Here is a 17,997-nt window from a genome sequence, read left to right on the forward strand (position 1 = left end):
TCGTATCACCTCTCACCCCGAACCTCTCACCCATAAGGACTCTGCCATGCGCTTCGTCTTTCTGACTATGGACGGTAACCATTTTGCGGCGCTACGCGAGGGCGCCGGGTTGCTGCACCGCGACGAGGGGATTGCACTGAGTCTAGCGTGCTACGACACAAATGCGCTTCGAACTGCCGCCGATTGGCAACGCCTGACTGATGATGTGGCGGCGAGCGATTTTGTGTTTGGCTCCATGCTCTTCGGTGAAGACTTTGTCCGTCCGCTGGAGCCGATTCTGGCGCAGGCGACGGCGCCGGTCTGCATCATTACGAGCAATCCGGCGCTGATCCGCACGACACGCCTTGGGCGCTTCGATCTGCGGAAGAAGGTGGAGGAACAGGAAGCGTCGCTCCTGAGTCGCTGGATGCACAAGTTCCGCCCCAAAAACGGGCGTGGCGAAGGGCAACGGCAACTGGCGCTCATGCGTAATCTGGGGCGCGTTTTGCAACACATTCCCGGCAAGGCGCGCGATCTGGCAACCTATGTCGCTGTCCATCAGTACTGGATGCACAGTTCACCGGAGAATCTGCGGCGCATGCTGGTGATGCTGATCGAACGGTACGTTCCCGGTTATCAGGGTCGCCTGAAGGTACTGCCGCCAATCGAGTATCCTGATGTGGCGCTATTGCATCCCGATGCGCCAGAACCGTTCGCCGACGAACGCGAGTACGAGAAGTGGCTGGCGCAGCGCGCGAAACGCCGCAAGAACGAACCACGCCAGGGCGCTGTCGGACTGCTGACGTTGCGCACAGTGGCGTTGAGCGGCAACATGGCGCACCTCCACGCCCTCTATCGCGCGCTGGAGCAGCGTGGTCTCGACGTGCGCATGGCATACGCTGCCGGTCTCGATTTTCGCCCTGCAATCGAGCGTTTCTTCCTGGAACGCGAGTCGCGTATGCACTGGTTCGGCAGCGGCAATGCCGGACCGCATCCCCGACGGGCAAGGATTGATGCGCTGGTCAATGGCGTGGGTTTTGCGCTCGTCGGCGGCATGGCGGCGAGCCAGCCCGATGAGGCGGTCGCCGCGCTGCGCGACCTCGATACCCGCTACCTGGGGTTCATTCCGCTTTCGTTTCAGCGTGTCGAGGAGTGGCGCCGCGATGACAGCGGGTTGACTCCCATTCAGGTGGCGATGAATGTGGCGCTGCCCGAACTCGATGGCGCGATTGATCCGCTCGTGTTTGGCGGACCGACGGTTGACAGTGATCGCTTCGTGCCGCTTCCCGAACAGATCGAACTGGCAGCCGAACGCATCGCGCGGCACGTGGCGCTGCGGCGTACCCCGCCTCGCACCAGGAAACTGGCGATTGTGCTGTTCAACTTCCCGCCAACCCTTGGCAATGCCGGCACTGCCGCCTACCTCGATGTCTTTGCCTCGGTGCATCGCCTGCTCTGCGCCCTGTGCGACGCCGGGTACACGGTCGAGGTCCCGGCGTCGCCGGAAGAACTGCGCCACCTGGTGGTGCAGCACAATGCCGATCTCTTCGGCACGCCCGGCAGCGTTGCTGCACGTCTGAGCATCAACGATTACCGGCGTCTCTTCCCTGCGTACACTGCCATTGAGCCATTCTGGGGCGCCGCTCCGGGCGAGTTGCTGACCGATGGACGCGACTTTTTCATCTGTGGTCACGTGTTCGGCAATGTATTCGTCGGATTGCAACCCTCCTTCGGGTACGAGCGCGACCCGATGCGCTTGCTGATGGCGAAGGATGCCGCGCCGCACCACGGCTTTGCAGCGTTCTATACCTGGGTGGCGCACGTGTTCGGCGCGCATGCGGTGCTGCACTTCGGCACCCACGGCGCGCTGGAGTTTATGCCAGGGAAACAGTCCGGACTCAGCGCACAGTGCTGGCCCGCGCGATTGCTCGGTCCGTTGCCGAATATCTACTACTACAGCGTCAACAATCCGAGCGAGGGAACGATCGCCAAACGGCGCAGCGCGGCGACGCTGGTGAGTTACATGGTTCCGCCGCTGCAACAGGCAGGGTTGTACAAAGGGCTGCGCCGCCTGAAGGATTCCCTCGACGCCTACCGCGCGCGTCCGCAGTCGGGTATGCTGGACGATATTCGGGCGCAGGCGGAACAGTTGGGTATTGGCAGTGAGTTGGTTGACATAAAAAATGACGAGGCGTATGTCGCGGCGCTGGCGCACGAACTGTTGCAGATCGAACAGCGCATGATCCCGGTCGGGTTGCACGTGCTCGATAAAGAACCCAATCCCGCCGAATTGACCGACGTGCTGGCGCTGGTTGCGGCATTCGCCTGTCCGTCAGGCGTCGAGCAGCCGCTGACCCATCTGGTTGCCGCAGCAATGGGATACGATTACGGTCGGCTTCAGGCGGCGTTGGGTCACGACCCGCAGGCACAGGAGGTCTTTCAGCAGATCGATGCGCTGGTGCGCGACGCCATGCGCGCGCTGGTGGACGAGTACCGCAATCGTGCGTTTTCTTCGCCTGTGCCCGGAGTGACGTTTGAGCAGACGCTATTGCAGCGCGCATCGGTTTCGGTCGGCGTCTTGCGCCGGTTCCGCATCTACCTGGAAGAACTGCTCGACCGCATGATGCACGACCACGAACTGCGCAATCTGCTGCACGCGCTCGATGGCGGCTACATCCCGCCGTCGCCGGGCAACGATGTGGTGCGCAACCCGGCGGTTGTTCCGACCGGACGCAACATTCATGGTCTCGATCCCTACCGCGTTCCAACCGCCGTTGCGCAGGCGACCGGCGAACGCCTGGTGTCCGATCTTCTGGCGCGCCTGTGCCGCGAGCAGGGTCGCATGCCGGAGAGTGTCGCCATCGTGCTGTGGGGGACGGATAACCTGAAGAGCGACGGCGAAGGCATTGCGCAGGCGCTGGCGCTCATGGGCGCGCGTCCGGTCGCTGATGAACTCGGCAACATCAGCGACGTGGCGCTCATTCCGCTGGCGGAACTTGGCAGACCGCGCATCGACGCAGTGATGACCGTCAGCGGCATCTTCCGCGATCTGTTCAGCCATCAGATGCAGTTGTTGAGTAAAGCCGCACGGCTGGCGGCGCACGCCGATGAGCCGCCGGAGTGGAACTATGTGCGCAAACACGCACTGGCGCATGCTGTCGAACTGGGCATCAGCCTCGACGAAGCCGCCACGCGCGTCTTCTCGAATGCGCCGGGCAGCTACGGTGCGAATGTCAACCATCTGGTCGAAAGCAGCACATGGAACAGCGACGCGGAAATGAGCGAAGCCTTTGTGTCGCGGAAGAGTTTCGCCCCCGGCGCGCATGGCGAATGGCGTGACGCGCGCGCTGTGTTGGAGCGGGCGCTGGCGACGGTCGATGCAACCTTCCAGAATGTCGATAGTTTCGAGATCGGGATCAGCGACATCGACCACTACTACGAATACCTCGGCGGTGTGACGAAGAGTGTCGAGAAACTGCGTGGCAGCCGACCGCGCGTATTTGTCGCCGAGGCGCTGGCAACGACCGGTGAGCGCATCAGCACCCTGGAGCAGCAGGTGCGCATCGAGACCCGCGCCAAACTGTTGAATCCAAAATGGTTCGAGGCGATGCTGGCGCATGGCTATCAGGGAGTGCACGAGATCGAAGCGCGCGTTGGCAACACCTATGGCTGGAGCGCCACGGCAGATGCCGTCGAAGGGTGGGTGTATCAGGGAGTTGCCGAAACATTCATGCTCGACGAAACGATGCGCGAGCGTCTGGCGCGCCTCAACCCCCATGCCGCCACTGCCATCGCCGGCAGGTTGCTCGAAGCGCACAGCCGTGGCTTCTGGCAGGCGGACGAAGCGACGCTCGATGCGTTGCAAGCGATTTATGCGGACCTTGAGGATCGACTGGAAGGAGTCGCCGTCGAACGTTGAACGTTCGCGGTTCAGGAAAGGAGCGCACGATGACGCTGATCAAGAACATTCGCCTGGGGTTGCTGCACGTGGCGATTGCTATGACCTTCGTGCTGATCAATAGCGTGCTGAACCGGATTATGATCCACGATCTCGGCATTCTGGCGAGCGTTGTCGCTGTGCTGGTGGTGCTGCCGTATATCCTCTCGCCAGCGCAGGTCTGGATCGGGCAATATTCCGATACCCATCCGATGTTTGGGTACCGGCGCACACCGTATATCGCGTTGGGCACGCTGCTCGCGCTGGCCGGCGCAGCGCTGGCGCCGCACGCAGCCCTGGCGCTGGTGCGTGATCCGCTGATCGGTGTACCACTGGCGATTCTGCTCTTCGGGATGTGGGGTGTCGGGTATAACCTGGCGGTCGTCGCATACCTGGCGCTCGCCAGCGATATGTCTACCGAGCAGCAGCGTTCACGCACAGTGGCGATCATGTGGTTCATGATGATTGCCAGCGTCATTGTGACTGCGATTGTCGTCGGGCGCGCGCTGGAGCCGTACAGTGAAGAGCGCCTCTTTACCGTCTTTCTGGAGACTGGCGGCGTGGCGCTGGCATTGGCGCTCGTGGGGTTGATCGGTCTCGAACCGCGGCGCGAACCTATTGCTGTGCAGCAGAGTCGCGCCGGACAGGTGGCGGCTATTCGCGCCGTACTCGACAATCCACAGGCGCGCATCTTTTTCGTCTACCTGATCATGATGCTGGCGGCGATCCTGGGTCAGGATGTGCTGCTGGAGCCATTTGGCGCACAGGCGTTCGGAATGAATGTCAAGGAAACCACCCAATTGACCGCAATGTGGGGCGGCGCAACACTCTCGGCGCTGCTGCTGTATGGCGCTGTGCTCAGCCGCTGGATGAGCAAGAAGCGCGGCGCGATGATCGGCGGCTCGATTGCCGCGACCGGCTTTCTGCTGATTGCCCTCAGCGGCATGCTCGCTATCGAAGCCATGTTCCTTCCCGGCATCGTGCTGCTTGGCTTTGGTACCGGCATTGCCACAACCACCAACCTGGCGCTCATGCTCGACATGACGACGGCTGAACAGGTCGGATTGTTTATCGGTGCGTGGGGCGTAGCGGATGCATTGGCACGCGGGGTGGGCACGCTCCTTGGCGGCGTCATGCGCGATGTGATTGCGCACATGAGCGGAAGCGCCGTCAGCGGTTATGTCAGCGTGTTCCTGATCGAGGCGTTACTGTTAGGCATTTCTCTGGTATTATTACAGCGCATCGACGTAACCGCCTTCCGCAGCCGCCAGCCGTCGCTGACCGAACTGGTTGCGCTCTCTGGCGACGCCTGATTATCTGAGGTGTTATGACGACGACCTCTGTTGAAACTCAGAATGGCAAGACGACCGACAGCGGCGTCACAACGCTGCCGGTCTATCCATTTACTGCGATTGTCGGTCAGGCAGAACTGAAACTCGCGTTGCTTCTCTGTGTGATCGATCCAACGATTGGCGGCGTGATGGTTATGGGACATCGCGGAACGGCGAAGAGCACGGCGGTGCGAGCACTGGCAGCGTTGCTCCCGCCGCAGCGCGCCGTTGCCGGGTGCCCCTACGGTTGCGATCCCGCCGCGCCGTCGTCGATCTGTCCACACTGCGCTGCACCCGACCAGGACGCCGCGAAGAACGGGCAGGAGAAACGGCGCGCCAGCGCAAAACGCCCGCCATCGGTTCTGCGCCCGGTACCGGTGGTCGATCTGCCGCTCGGCGCTACCGAAGATCGGGTAGTCGGCGCGCTCGACATTGAGCGCGCATTGGTCGAAGGAGTGCAGACATTTGCGCCAGGGTTGCTGGCGCGCGCCAATCGTGGCTTTCTCTACATCGACGAAGTGAACCTGCTCGAAGATCATCTGGTCGATCTGCTGCTCGACGTCGCGCAGAGCGGCGTCAACGTCGTTGAGCGCGAGGGCATCTCGGTGCGTCATCCGGCGCGATTCGTGCTCGTGGGCAGCGGCAACCCCGAAGAAGGCGACCTGCGCCCACAGTTGCTCGACCGGTTTGGGCTGCATGCGCGCATCACCACGATCGACGATGTGGCAGAGCGCGTCGAGATCGTCAAACGTCGACGCGCCTTCGATGCCGACCCGGTAGCCTTTGCGCAGCAGTGGGAGCGGGAGCAGCAACGGTTGCAGCGCCGCATCCGCATGGCGCAGAAGCGTCTTCCCTCGGTTGAGTTGACCGACGAGGCATTGTATGCTGCGGCGCGGTTGTGTGTGGCGTTGAATATCGACGGGCACCGTGGCGAACTGACACTGGCGCGTGCTGCGGTGGCGCTTGCCGCGTTCGAGGGGCGCGAGAGCGCACAGCCGTCCGACATTGCGCGGGTTGCGACGCTGTCGCTGCGGCACCGATTGCGCAAAGACCCGCTCGAAACATCCGGCGACGATGCGCGGATCGAACGCGCCGTTGCTGAAACGATCGGCGCCGCAGCGCGCGCGTGAGGAGCGCAGGGCGGGTTTCAGACCCGCCGCGTCCTCCCTCGATACGCCCCTACGCCGTCCCCGACATACCATTCGTCGCAGCCAGGAAACGCTTTGCCAGGTCGGGAAGGCGCTGCAACGGACCACTGCGCACGGTGGTGTGCGGCAATGAGTCGAGAAACGTCTGCCCATATTTTTTCGTCAGGAGGCGGCGGTCGAGCACTGCCACGATACCGCGGTCGTCCTTTGAGCGGATCAGGCGCCCGAACCCCTGCTTGAAGCGCAGGATCGACTGTGGAACGGCGTACTGATTGAACGCATCGTCGAACTGCTCCGACCGCGCGGCGAAGATCGGGTCGGTCGGCACGCTGAAGGGGAGTTTGGCGATCACCAGCACCGAGAGCGCATCGCCGACCACATCGACCCCTTCCCAGAAACTTGATGTGCCGAGCAGCACGGTGCCGGGAAACTCCTTGAAGCGTTCGAGCAGACTGCGGCGCGAGCCGTCGATCCCCTGACCGAGCACGGCAATCCCGGCGTCTTCCAGCGGTTCCTGAATGGCGCGATACGTCTGCCGCAGCGCATTGATGGCAGTAAACAACACCAGCATGCGCCCGTTCGTCGCACGCGCCAGGTCGATGATCGCCTGCTCCATTGCGCGCTGATACCCCGGATGTGACGGCTCAGGAATATCGTTCGGAATATAGAGGAGCGCCTGACGGGTGTAATCGAACGGCGATTCGAGCGCCAGTTCTTCGGCTTCATCCAGGCCGATGCGCTCGCGGACGAAGCGGAAATCGCCGCCGACCGACAGCGTCGCCGAGGTCAGTACTGTAGCGCTTTTGCGCTCGAACAGGTTGGTGCGCAAAATCTCGGCAACGGAGAGGGGTGCAGCGGAAAGGGTCAACGTGTCACGCAGACGGTCGTGGGTCAGCCAGGTGACTTTTTCCTCAGCGCCGCCGGTCAGAATATGCCCGATATTAATGCGCACCTCGGTCGCATACCGCTTGAGCGTCTGCACCCGCAGCATCAGCGCATCATACTCCGGCAATTCGGCGTCCTTCAGGTCGATCAGGAGCGTTTCCAGTTGTCCCAATCCCTCACCGATGGCGGTAAGCGCGTTGTTGAGCATGTCCCAGGCGCGTTCGACCTCTGCCCAAGCCGGTTTGCGGCGCAGCGCGCTGGAGATGCGCAGGCGTGCATCGGCAGCCGACAGTTCGGCATCGCGTCGGACGAACGCGATCAACGTGTTGAAGCACCCGTAGACCGCATCGCGCGCGCGCGCCACCGCCGGACGCAGCGCCGCCGTGATCGTGTCGGCGCGGTCAATATCGATCCGGGTAACCATGCTTTCGCGGAAATGGTTCGGCAGTTCGCTCAGCAACCCGCCGACGATCTGCGCCTGGTCTTCGACAAAAATATCATCGAGGAACGCAAGCAGCCCTTCCCGATCAACATTGAAACTCAACTGATCGGTGGCGACATCTTCCAGATTATGTGCCTCGTCGATAATGAGATAATCATAGGGCGGAATGACATCATTTTCGGCTGCGAGGTCTGCCACGAGAAGCGCGTGATTGACAATCACCAGGTGCGCGGCCTCCGCCTGCCGGCGCGCCTTGAAGAAGAAGCAACGATGGAACTCACTGCACCGCGGACCGGTGCACTGATCCCAGGCGGCGCTCAATTTGCTCCATGTCGCATGTTCACCTTCCTGAAGCGGCAATTCCGCGCGGTCGCCGCTCTCGGTCGCATGCAGCCACAACTGCACCTTGAGCAGCGCGCGCACATCGTCCGACATCAGCCGCTGATCGCGATCACGGCGCAGATCGTGGTACCGTTTGAGGCACAAATAATTGCTGCGCCCCTTGAGCAACGCCGCAGTAAACGGCGGTTTGTCGTCCACGCCGTTGGACATCACCCTCTGAAGCGCCGGAATATCCTTGAAGAAGAGTTGATCCTGCAAATTGATCGTATTGGTCGAAATGACGACGCGCTCGCCGCGGCGCGCGGCGTGTAGCGCCGCCGGAACCAGATACGCCAGACCTTTGCCGGTGCCGGTGCCGGCTTCGGCGATCAGCGTCCCGCCCTGATTAAGGGTGTCGGCGACCGCTTCGGACATCCGCACCTGCTGATTGCGCTGCTCATACCCCTCGAAAGCGCGCCCAAGCGCACCGGCAGGGCTGAAGAACCACCGGATTTCCGCCAGGTCGATTGGGCGGTCATTCCCGGTTGGTTTGAGCGGTGTCAGTTTCTCGTCTGACTCCCGCGAATCAGTGTCGCTGATCGGCGTTTCGTCCACAAAGACGCGCAGAGCCTTGGCGCGCTGCGCTGCTTCGAAGAGCGGTCGCAGCGTCCAATCGACACGCGATGTCAGGCGCACAATCTCATTCAGGTCGTTCAGGCTGAGAGCATCGATACGCCGGAGCAGATGCAGAAAGACCTGCCGGGTCACATCGGCGTCGCTAAGGGCGCGATGCGCCTCATCGTGAACGATGCCAAGCGTTTCCGCCAGTGCGCTGAGGCGATAGGCGGGTGTGCGCGGCATCAGGAGCGTCGCCAGTTCAAAGGTGTCGAACGCCGGTTGCGGCAGGCGCATACCCTGCGCCTGAAGCATATTGATATCGAAGCGGACATTGTGCCCGACGAGCGGATAGTTCTTGAGGAACGCAGCGAAGCGCGGCGCGACCTCCGAAAAGCGCGGCGCACCGGCAAGCATCTCAGCGGTGATGCCCGTCAGACGGCTGGAATTAAGGGGCAGAGAATGACGCGGTTGCACGAGGGTGTCGAACGTTTCGATCACCTCACCGGTGCGAAACTTGACCGCTGCAATTTCGATAATTTCATCGACTCCCGCCTCGAGACCGGTGGTTTCGACATCGATTGCTACATAGATTTGATCCATTGCTCGCCCCTGCCTGCCGCTGCACCGACTAAGGAGACATTATAGCACGGTGTTGAGCAGTGCAGGCGGGGCGCGGCGTCCCGATCCCCGCCGTCGCGCGGTGGTAAACCATTGGATGGAAGGAACGACGGGCGCATTCGGTCCGTCACCATCACACGACGACCGCGACCGTAGGTGGTAAACCATCGGGCGGAAGGAACGACGGGTGGGGATGCGCCTGTCGGAAATCGCCGCCCATCCCCGACTCGGAAATCCCGCCCTGCCCGTCGCCCGCAAGGACCCGCGCGAGGTTTCAGTGCTCTTCTGCGAGCCGAAAATTCGGAAATGCCACGGGCTGCACGACGGCCTCCAGCGCACGCTGGGTTTCAGTGCTCTTCTGCGAGCCGAAAATTCGGAACGCGGCAGCGCCGCCGGCAGCACGACTAGCCCGCCGTGTTTCAGTGCTCTTCTGCGAGCCGAAAATTCGGAACCCGGCTGCTGCATGCTGGACTACGCGCGCGTTCGATGTTTCAGTGCTCTTCTGCGAGCCGAAAATTCGGAATCGCCATCTACGCCGTGCGCGGGATGTGTGCGTGGAGTTTCAGTGCTCTTCTGCGAGCCGAAAATTCGGAAATTTCGTCGCCGAGCGAGCGACGCCGTTTTCCGTGACGAGGTTTCAGTGCTCTTCTGCGAGCCGAAAATTCGGAAATCGACTTCAGGTATTGCCGACCTTTATCTTCTCCTATGTTTCAGTGCTCTTCTGCGAGCCGAAAATTCGGAAATTTTGATGCGCACTGTTGAGCGCATTGAATACGTTCTTTAGTTTCAGTGCTCTTCTGCGAGCCGAAAATTCGGAAATATGCGGCGTATGAGCGTCGCCGCCCCCGCCGCGAATAGGTTTCAGTGCTCTTCTGCGAGCCGAAAATTCGGAAATCCAGTTTGACGCCGACGCCCGCCGAACCTCGCACGAGTTTCAGTGCTCTTCTGCGAGCCGAAAATTCGGAAATTGCGCGCAAAGAGCACGACTTCATTCGAGGGACCGGCGTCGTTTCAGTGCTCTTCTGCGAGCCGAAAATTCGGAAATGCCAATCAAGAATGGCGCGACGGTCATTCACGTCGAAGTTTCAGTGCTCTTCTGCGAGCCGAAAATTCGGAAATGATTTGCCGAATACGCTCACGCGTAAGACCAATGAGTTTCAGTGCTCTTCTGCGAGCCGAAAATTCGGAAATCGACTGGCGCAATTACATCTTCGCCAATCGTCGCGTTTCAGTGCTCTTCTGCGAGCCGAAAATTCGGAAATGTAAACCTTTTTGTGCGCTTGTATCTCCATACCGTAGGTTTCAGTGCTCTTCTGCGAGCCGAAAATTCGGAAATTACCCCCGCACCCAGCAACCCCGTGCTGATTGAGTTTCGTTTCAGTGCTCTTCTGCGAGCCGAAAATTCGGAAATCATACATCGGGCGACAGCCCATCTCCGACTTGTCCACGTTTCAGTGCTCTTCTGCGAGCCGAAAATTCGGAAATCGTTTGCGTCTGCGCCATTTGAAACGCCATCACGAGTTTCAGTGCTCTTCTGCGAGCCGAAAATTCGGAAATTCCATGCCGATGAACCGCCCTTGCGCGTCAAAGAAGGTTTCAGTGCTCTTCTGCGAGCCGAAAATTCGGAAATTTATACCCACGATGAATGCGTCCATATCGGTGGAATGTTTCAGTGCTCTTCTGCGAGCCGAAAATTCGGAAATCTTGCGTCTGGATTGCCTGCAACCGCGACAGATGCGAGTTTCAGTGCTCTTCTGCGAGCCGAAAATTCGGAAATACCCTGGTACTATTCTGAACTAGTACCATTGCCTGGTTTCAGTGCTCTTCTGCGAGCCGAAAATTCGGAAATTTTCGCGAGAGAGAGCACGCCAGTGACCGAAAAAGAGTTTCAGTGCTCTTCTGCGAGCCGAAAATTCGGAAATCGATCCGGCAAGATCGCATTCACATCACGAATATCGGTTTCAGTGCTCTTCTGCGAGCCGAAAATTCGGAAATCAGGTTACCCTGGTCAGCTTCCAGACAGGATTTATCGTTTCAGTGCTCTTCTGCGAGCCGAAAATTCGGAAATAGACATGGACGATTCGTCGCCGCGCAATGTTGCTTGCGTTTCAGTGCTCTTCTGCGAGCCGAAAATTCGGAAATCCTGATACCGCGGATCCATCATCGTCCCGGTCTTAGTTTCAGTGCTCTTCTGCGAGCCGAAAATTCGGAAATTCAGGACGGCAGCCGCCGTCGACCGAAAACCCCAGGTTTCAGTGCTCTTCTGCGAGCCGAAAATTCGGAAATCCGTGCATCGTGGCGTTGGCAAACTCTGCGTTTGGCAGTTTCAGTGCTCTTCTGCGAGCCGAAAATTCGGAAATGTAGGGATTGGTATATTCAGACCGATTCAGCGCCAGGTTTCAGTGCTCTTCTGCGAGCCGAAAATTCGGAAATTCGTTCCGTGAGCGGAAGTATCGTTATCAGTTGCACAGGTTTCAGTGCTCTTCTGCGAGCCGAAAATTCGGAAAACATCCGACCATCGCCCGGCGCCTTTGCGCAAACGCCGTTTCAGTGCTCTTCTGCGAGCCGAAAATTCGGAAAACGGGGAACTCCAATGAGAGGGGAACCAATTGAAGACGTTTCAGTGCTCTTCTGCGAGCCGAAAATTCGGAAAAGGACGACGACGACGGCGGGCACCCAGGGACGCCGAAGTTTCAGTGCTCTTCTGCGAGCCGAAAATTCGGAAATGAGACGCCGAACTCGGACGTCAACCGTGTGGAACGCGTTTCAGTGCTCTTCTGCGAGCCGAAAATTCGGAAATGCGCTCCGGGAGGTATGGGCGTGGTCAACTGGTCAGTTTCAGTGCTCTTCTGCGAGCCGAAAATTCGGAAATCTGGACGCGCGCCGGTGAGACCTGCCATCAGACCTTCGTTTCAGTGCTCTTCTGCGAGCCGAAAATTCGGAAATGTACTCAGTCGTTGCGCGAGAGTCTGCACGTGCTCAGTTTCAGTGCTCTTCTGCGAGCCGAAAATTCGGAAATCGGTGCTCGACGCATGGACGGCGTCGCTGCGTGCATCGTTTCAGTGCTCTTCTGCGAGCCGAAAATTCGGAAATGCTGCGGACGCAAGTTCCGTCTGCGTCGCTGATGCAGTTTCAGTGCTCTTCTGCGAGCCGAAAATTCGGAAATTCAGTTTCGCTTGAGACGCTGCGACCTGAGCAGTGGGTTTCAGTGCTCTTCTGCGAGCCGAAAATTCGGAAATATGAGGAGCGGTGTCATGGGTGTCATGGAGGATGACGTTTCAGTGCTCTTCTGCGAGCCGAAAATTCGGAAATCTGGCGGAGGCGATGGACGCCGCGCTGTCCATCGCCGGTTTCAGTGCTCTTCTGCGAGCCGAAAATTCGGAAATCCGCGACGGGGGTGGTGTATTTGCGTGGCGGATGGGTTTCAGTGCTCTTCTGCGAGCCGAAAATTCGGAAATTGGACCGCCGAATCCGCGACGGTGCCGGAAGCGACCGCGGTTTCAGTGCTCTTCTGCGAGCCGAAAATTCGGAAATCCGGTGTGGCTCAACCACACCTTGCCGATTAGGAGGTTTCAGTGCTCTTCTGCGAGCCGAAAATTCGGAAATCGCCGTCCGCTGGCGTCCGGTCGGCGCGGTCGCCAAGTTTCAGTGCTCTTCTGCGAGCCGAAAATTCGGAAATTGCCGCAACGCTTCAAACATGCGCGGTTCCGACGCGGTTTCAGTGCTCTTCTGCGAGCCGAAAATTCGGAAATACGCAAGACAATCAGGTCGCATTTCTCACATTGCTGTTTCAGTGCTCTTCTGCGAGCCGAAAATTCGGAAATTCAATCGAGCGCATTGTCGTCGCCAGCGTGCGGTCGAGTTTCAGTGCTCTTCTGCGAGCCGAAAATTCGGAAATTCGCCGCCGCGCGCCTGAACCGTCACGCGCCGTTGCGTTTCAGTGCTCTTCTGCGAGCCGAAAATTCGGAAATCAACGCGCCCGCGACGGCCGCAGCAGGCTTTCGCGGAGTTTCAGTGCTCTTCTGCGAGCCGAAAATTCGGAAATCCAGCAGCGCCAGCGGCGGGATCACGGGTAGAACGAAGTTTCAGTGCTCTTCTGCGAGCCGAAAATTCGGAAATTGGAGAAGATGCCGCCGCCCGCCGTTGAACGCCTGAGTTTCAGTGCTCTTCTGCGAGCCGAAAATTCGGAAATCGTAACGCAGAAGGCGGGAGCAGCGGTGCGGGCGCTGTTTCAGTGCTCTTCTGCGAGCCGAAAATTCGGAAATCTGGAGAACGGAACGACGATCCTGGTTGCAGGCGTCACGTTTCAGTGCTCTTCTGCGAGCCGAAAATTCGGAAATGCCGCGCCTCGCACCAAAAGCGCCAGCGCCTCGTGGTTTCAGTGCTCTTCTGCGAGCCGAAAATTCGGAAATGGCGCGCGCGAGGATGGACCCCATGCCGAAATCAAAGTTTCAGTGCTCTTCTGCGAGCCGAAAATTCGGAAATTTGATGGCGTGAAGCGACGGGCTGTTGATTTTGATGGTTTCAGTGCTCTTCTGCGAGCCGAAAATTCGGAAATTGATTATATGGGTCTTCTGGTTCTTCGAGAAACAATGTTTCAGTGCTCTTCTGCGAGCCGAAAATTCGGAAATCCGAGAGGAGAGATGAGGAGCATCCTCAAGGAAAGAGTTTCAGTGCTCTTCTGCGAGCCGAAAATTCGGAAATCGTACTGGATATTGACAACGGTTCGGTTCCGGTCTGTTTCAGTGCTCTTCTGCGAGCCGAAAATTCGGAAATCTCGTATTGTCGATGCGTTTCGGCGGTGACATATGGGTTTCAGTGCTCTTCTGCGAGCCGAAAATTCGGAAATCCGGTGCTGCGATTCTCGGCGGCGCTGGGTGAGTCGGTTTCAGTGCTCTTCTGCGAGCCGAAAATTCGGAAATCCGGAAGCATAGACAGCGCGCGTCCACAGCAACCGGTTTCAGTGCTCTTCTGCGAGCCGAAAATTCGGAAATGTTATTGCAGGGAAAATATGGTTTTACAGATGGCTATGTTTCAGTGCTCTTCTGCGAGCCGAAAATTCGGAAATCGGAGACGAATATGACGAGGAGGCGGACAGGTATTACGTTTCAGTGCTCTTCTGCGAGCCGAAAATTCGGAAATCGAGCGCGGCTCTGCGTGGTTTTTAAGCACTCCGCGGTTTCAGTGCTCTTCTGCGAGCCGAAAATTCGGAAATTGAAGTACGTCGCTGGACGGCGTACTTCCAGCCGACGTTTCAGTGCTCTTCTGCGAGCCGAAAATTCGGAAATACTACTGGCTGCTCGCGCGCGATCCCCCCGCGCGCAGTTTCAGTGCTCTTCTGCGAGCCGAAAATTCGGAAATCGTACTGGAACGGCGAGTGCGATGACGCGATTGCGTGTTTCAGTGCTCTTCTGCGAGCCGAAAATTCGGAAATTGCGTGGCTTTGGGAGCCGAACGCGCGCTCCGAAATGTTTCAGTGCTCTTCTGCGAGCCGAAAATTCGGAAATTGTTGCGCCAGAGCGAGCGCGGCGGCGACGGCGCGGAGGTTTCAGTGCTCTTCTGCGAGCCGAAAATTCGGAAATGGCATGTCGGTGCTGTGCGAGTTCAATGCCATCCTGTTTCAGTGCTCTTCTGCGAGCCGAAAATTCGGAAATATACCTGTCTTCAATAGCCGAAGAACCCAACTCCAAGTTTCAGTGCTCTTCTGCGAGCCGAAAATTCGGAAATTGCCAGGTTTGTACAAGGCGCAAAAAGAGTTGGCGGCGTTTCAGTGCTCTTCTGCGAGCCGAAAATTCGGAAATTGGAGCGGGCGATGCAGGATCCGCGATTTCCGACAGGTTTCAGTGCTCTTCTGCGAGCCGAAAATTCGGAAATGCCGATTGGAAGCGGCGCGCTCGATGTGGATGAGCGGTTTCAGTGCTCTTCTGCGAGCCGAAAATTCGGAAATTCAGTGCTTCGCATACGCGCTGATCGTCGGGTGAATGTTTCAGTGCTCTTCTGCGAGCCGAAAATTCGGAAATCTACCCGGGCCGCTTCCAGATCGACGTTTCGATTGAGTTTCAGTGCTCTTCTGCGAGCCGAAAATTCGGAAATATAGCTGACTGCGCGTCTGTAGTCGGGGCTGTCTTTGTTTCAGTGCTCTTCTGCGAGCCGAAAATTCGGAAATTCGTCGGCATTGTCGGCGCTGTGCGGTCTGCGTGGGAGTTTCAGTGCTCTTCTGCGAGCCGAAAATTCGGAAATAGTCGAAGCCTAGGGGGCTAGATTGGAGAACGCGAGTTTCAGTGCTCTTCTGCGAGCCGAAAATTCGGAAATCGCGGCCGTTGCTCGCGATCTTCTGGCGCTTGACGGGTTTCAGTGCTCTTCTGCGAGCCGAAAATTCGGAAATCCGAGTACGAGGTCGACTACGAGACCTCGTTTCAGGGTTTCAGTGCTCTTCTGCGAGCCGAAAATTCGGAAATTCGGGCGCGCCATCGCCGCCGCGCGCGAGGCGCGGGTTTCAGTGCTCTTCTGCGAGCCGAAAATTCGGAAATCGCCTCAACCACGCCGCGCCGGTTAAACAATCGCCAGTTTCAGTGCTCTTCTGCGAGCCGAAAATTCGGAAATCTACGTTGGTTGTCGTCGATGCCGACACCGATGACGGTTTCAGTGCTCTTCTGCGAGCCGAAAATTCGGAAATCCGTCTGGACCGGGCGCGTCGAAAACGTCGAAAGCGAGTTTCAGTGCTCTTCTGCGAGCCGAAAATTCGGAAATTATGGACGGCGATCAATCGATCGCCGTCCTCGTGAAAAGTTTCAGTGCTCTTCTGCGAGCCGAAAATTCGGAAATTGCGCCCGCGAGCGCGCCGCCCGTGACTTTGTTGATGTTTCAGTGCTCTTCTGCGAGCCGAAAATTCGGAAATCGATCACATTGGGCGCGCCGAGCGCGGCCAGCGTCGGTTTCAGTGCTCTTCTGCGAGCCGAAAATTCGGAAATTTGGCGTGGGACGAGGACGAGCCGACTTTGGAGATTTGTTTCAGTGCTCTTCTGCGAGCCGAAAATTCGGAAATTTATCGTGCGCGCGACGGCGCACGGAAAGCGCGTGTTTCAGTGCTCTTCTGCGAGCCGAAAATTCGGAAATGACAGACGAGGTGCGTATCCCGCAGAGGCATTACGGTTTCAGTGCTCTTCTGCGAGCCGAAAATTCGGAAATAAAGAATGAGTTTGGCGGAGTCATTGCGGGCGGTCCGAGTTTCAGTGCTCTTCTGCGAGCCGAAAATTCGGAAATGGAGATGGCGATGAACTAACGTAAAAGATATCGTTAACGTTTCAGTGCTCTTCTGCGAGCCGAAAATTCGGAAATGTTGCGGCGCTTCGAGCACTGGCTGCGCTCACTGGTGTTTCAGTGCTCTTCTGCGAGCCGAAAATTCGGAAATCAACCGGGGCTATCCGCGTTTCATTTTCGTGGCAAAAGTTTCAGTGCTCTTCTGCGAGCCGAAAATTCGGAAATCCACGCGCTTGTGTAGCTCTCTGAACCCGAACCATCCGTTTCAGTGCTCTTCTGCGAGCCGAAAATTCGGAAATATTGCCCGGAGGGGCGCGCCTTGCGTATCAGGGTTTCAGTGCTCTTCTGCGAGCCGAAAATTCGGAAATCAACCGACCCCGGAGCGGGTAGCAGCGTTTGGCGTTGGTTTCAGTGCTCTTCTGCGAGCCGAAAATTCGGAAATTCCTTGGGCGTGCGCCTCTTCGTCTTCGTCAGGGCGTTTCAGTGCTCTTCTGCGAGCCGAAAATTCGGAAATTTCGATTTTTGTCCATTTTGTGCGATTTTTGTGTAGTTTCAGTGCTCTTCTGCGAGCCGAAAATTCGGAAATGGACTTTGACGATGACGGGACGCAGCATGTATTCGACGTTTCAGTGCTCTTCTGCGAGCCGAAAATTCGGAAATGCCCTCGCGCCGCCCGGCAGCCGGATCGCCCCGACCGTTTCAGTGCTCTTCTGCGAGCCGAAAATTCGGAAATCGTTTCCGTCGTTTTTTGTGCGATGATGATGATGCGTTTCAGTGCTCTTCTGCGAGCCGAAAATTCGGAAATCTATTTTGAGGCGCGCACAGGGATGCAATACGAAGAAGTTTCAGTGCTCTTCTGCGAGCCGAAAATTCGGAAATAGGCGGGACGGTTGGATGACCTGATAGGTGAGGTGCTGTAGTTTCAGTGCTCTTCTGCGAGCCGAAAATTCGGAAATGTACTTGCGTGTGCCGGTGACAATCGTGATTGTCCTGTTTCAGTGCTCTTCTGCGAGCCGAAAATTCGGAAATTTTAACGCCAGCATCGCCAGGCTCTCGAACTCGTCGTTTCAGTGCTCTTCTGCGAGCCGAAAATTCGGAAATTGAAAGGAAGGAAACAATGGCGAACGGCGAACAGAGTTTCAGTGCTCTTCTGCGAGCCGAAAATTCGGAAATCGAGGGCGGGCGCGTCATCGGCGCGAATGCGCTCGCCCTGTTTCAGTGCTCTTCTGCGAGCCGAAAATTCGGAAATCCGCCGCCGGATCGCCCCGCCCAGGGGTAATCAGGGTTTCAGTGCTCTTCTGCGAGCCGAAAATTCGGAAATCGAAACGCAGGCTTGACCTCGCCTACAACGCCGAAGTTTCAGTGCTCTTCTGCGAGCCGAAAATTCGGAAATGTGCGTCGATTGACTAGGCGTTGCTACGTCGCGTCTGTTTCAGTGCTCTTCTGCGAGCCGAAAAT

General features: G+C 58.0%; 4 protein-coding genes and 1 CRISPR repeat array (1 of these 5 cut by a window edge). Of the genes, 3 read left to right on the top strand and 1 reads right to left on the bottom strand.

What is annotated here, in order from left to right:
• Positions 1–4: 4 nt before the first annotated feature.
• From RCAS_RS07905 to bchI, 3 genes are read left to right on the top strand one after another with little or no spacing between them, the layout of a single operon-like run.
• Positions 5–3,898: a magnesium chelatase subunit H gene (locus RCAS_RS07905; protein WP_269634020.1), complete on the top strand. Its 3,894-nt coding sequence runs from the start codon at positions 5–7 to the stop codon at positions 3,896–3,898.
• A gap of 29 nt (positions 3,899–3,927) precedes the next feature.
• Entirely contained in the window at positions 3,928–5,229 is a 1,302-nt protein-coding gene (locus RCAS_RS07910; RefSeq protein ID WP_012120064.1) for a BCD family MFS transporter, read from the top strand.
• A gap of 14 nt (positions 5,230–5,243) precedes the next feature.
• Entirely contained in the window at positions 5,244–6,377 is a 1,134-nt protein-coding gene (gene bchI / locus RCAS_RS07915) for a magnesium chelatase ATPase subunit I (protein WP_012120065.1), read from the top strand.
• A gap of 49 nt (positions 6,378–6,426) precedes the next feature.
• Here bchI and RCAS_RS07920 read toward each other — a convergent pair whose 3' ends face one another.
• Positions 6,427–9,261 carry a helicase C-terminal domain-containing protein gene (locus RCAS_RS07920; protein WP_012120066.1) on the bottom strand — a complete coding sequence of 945 codons (2,835 nt, stop codon included), beginning with the start codon at positions 9,259–9,261 and terminating at the stop codon, positions 6,427–6,429.
• Between the two features lie 289 nt (positions 9,262–9,550).
• A CRISPR array of direct repeats spans positions 9,551–17,997; the repeat unit is 37 nt; unit sequence GTTTCAGTGCTCTTCTGCGAGCCGAAAATTCGGAAAT; it runs 891 nt beyond the window's last position.

This window comes from Roseiflexus castenholzii DSM 13941, from assembly GCF_000017805.1.
GTDB classification, from domain to species: domain Bacteria; phylum Chloroflexota; class Chloroflexia; order Chloroflexales; family Roseiflexaceae; genus Roseiflexus; species Roseiflexus castenholzii.

Coding starts and splice junctions, on each gene's coding strand:
- RCAS_RS07910 (WP_012120064.1), top strand. CDS start 3,928: ATGACGCTGATCAAGAACATTCGCCTGGGGTTGCTGCACGTGGCGATT.
- bchI (WP_012120065.1), top strand. CDS start 5,244: ATGACGACGACCTCTGTTGAAACTCAGAATGGCAAGACGACCGACAGC.
- RCAS_RS07920 (WP_012120066.1), bottom strand. CDS start 9,261: ATGGATCAAATCTATGTAGCAATCGATGTCGAAACCACCGGTCTCGAG.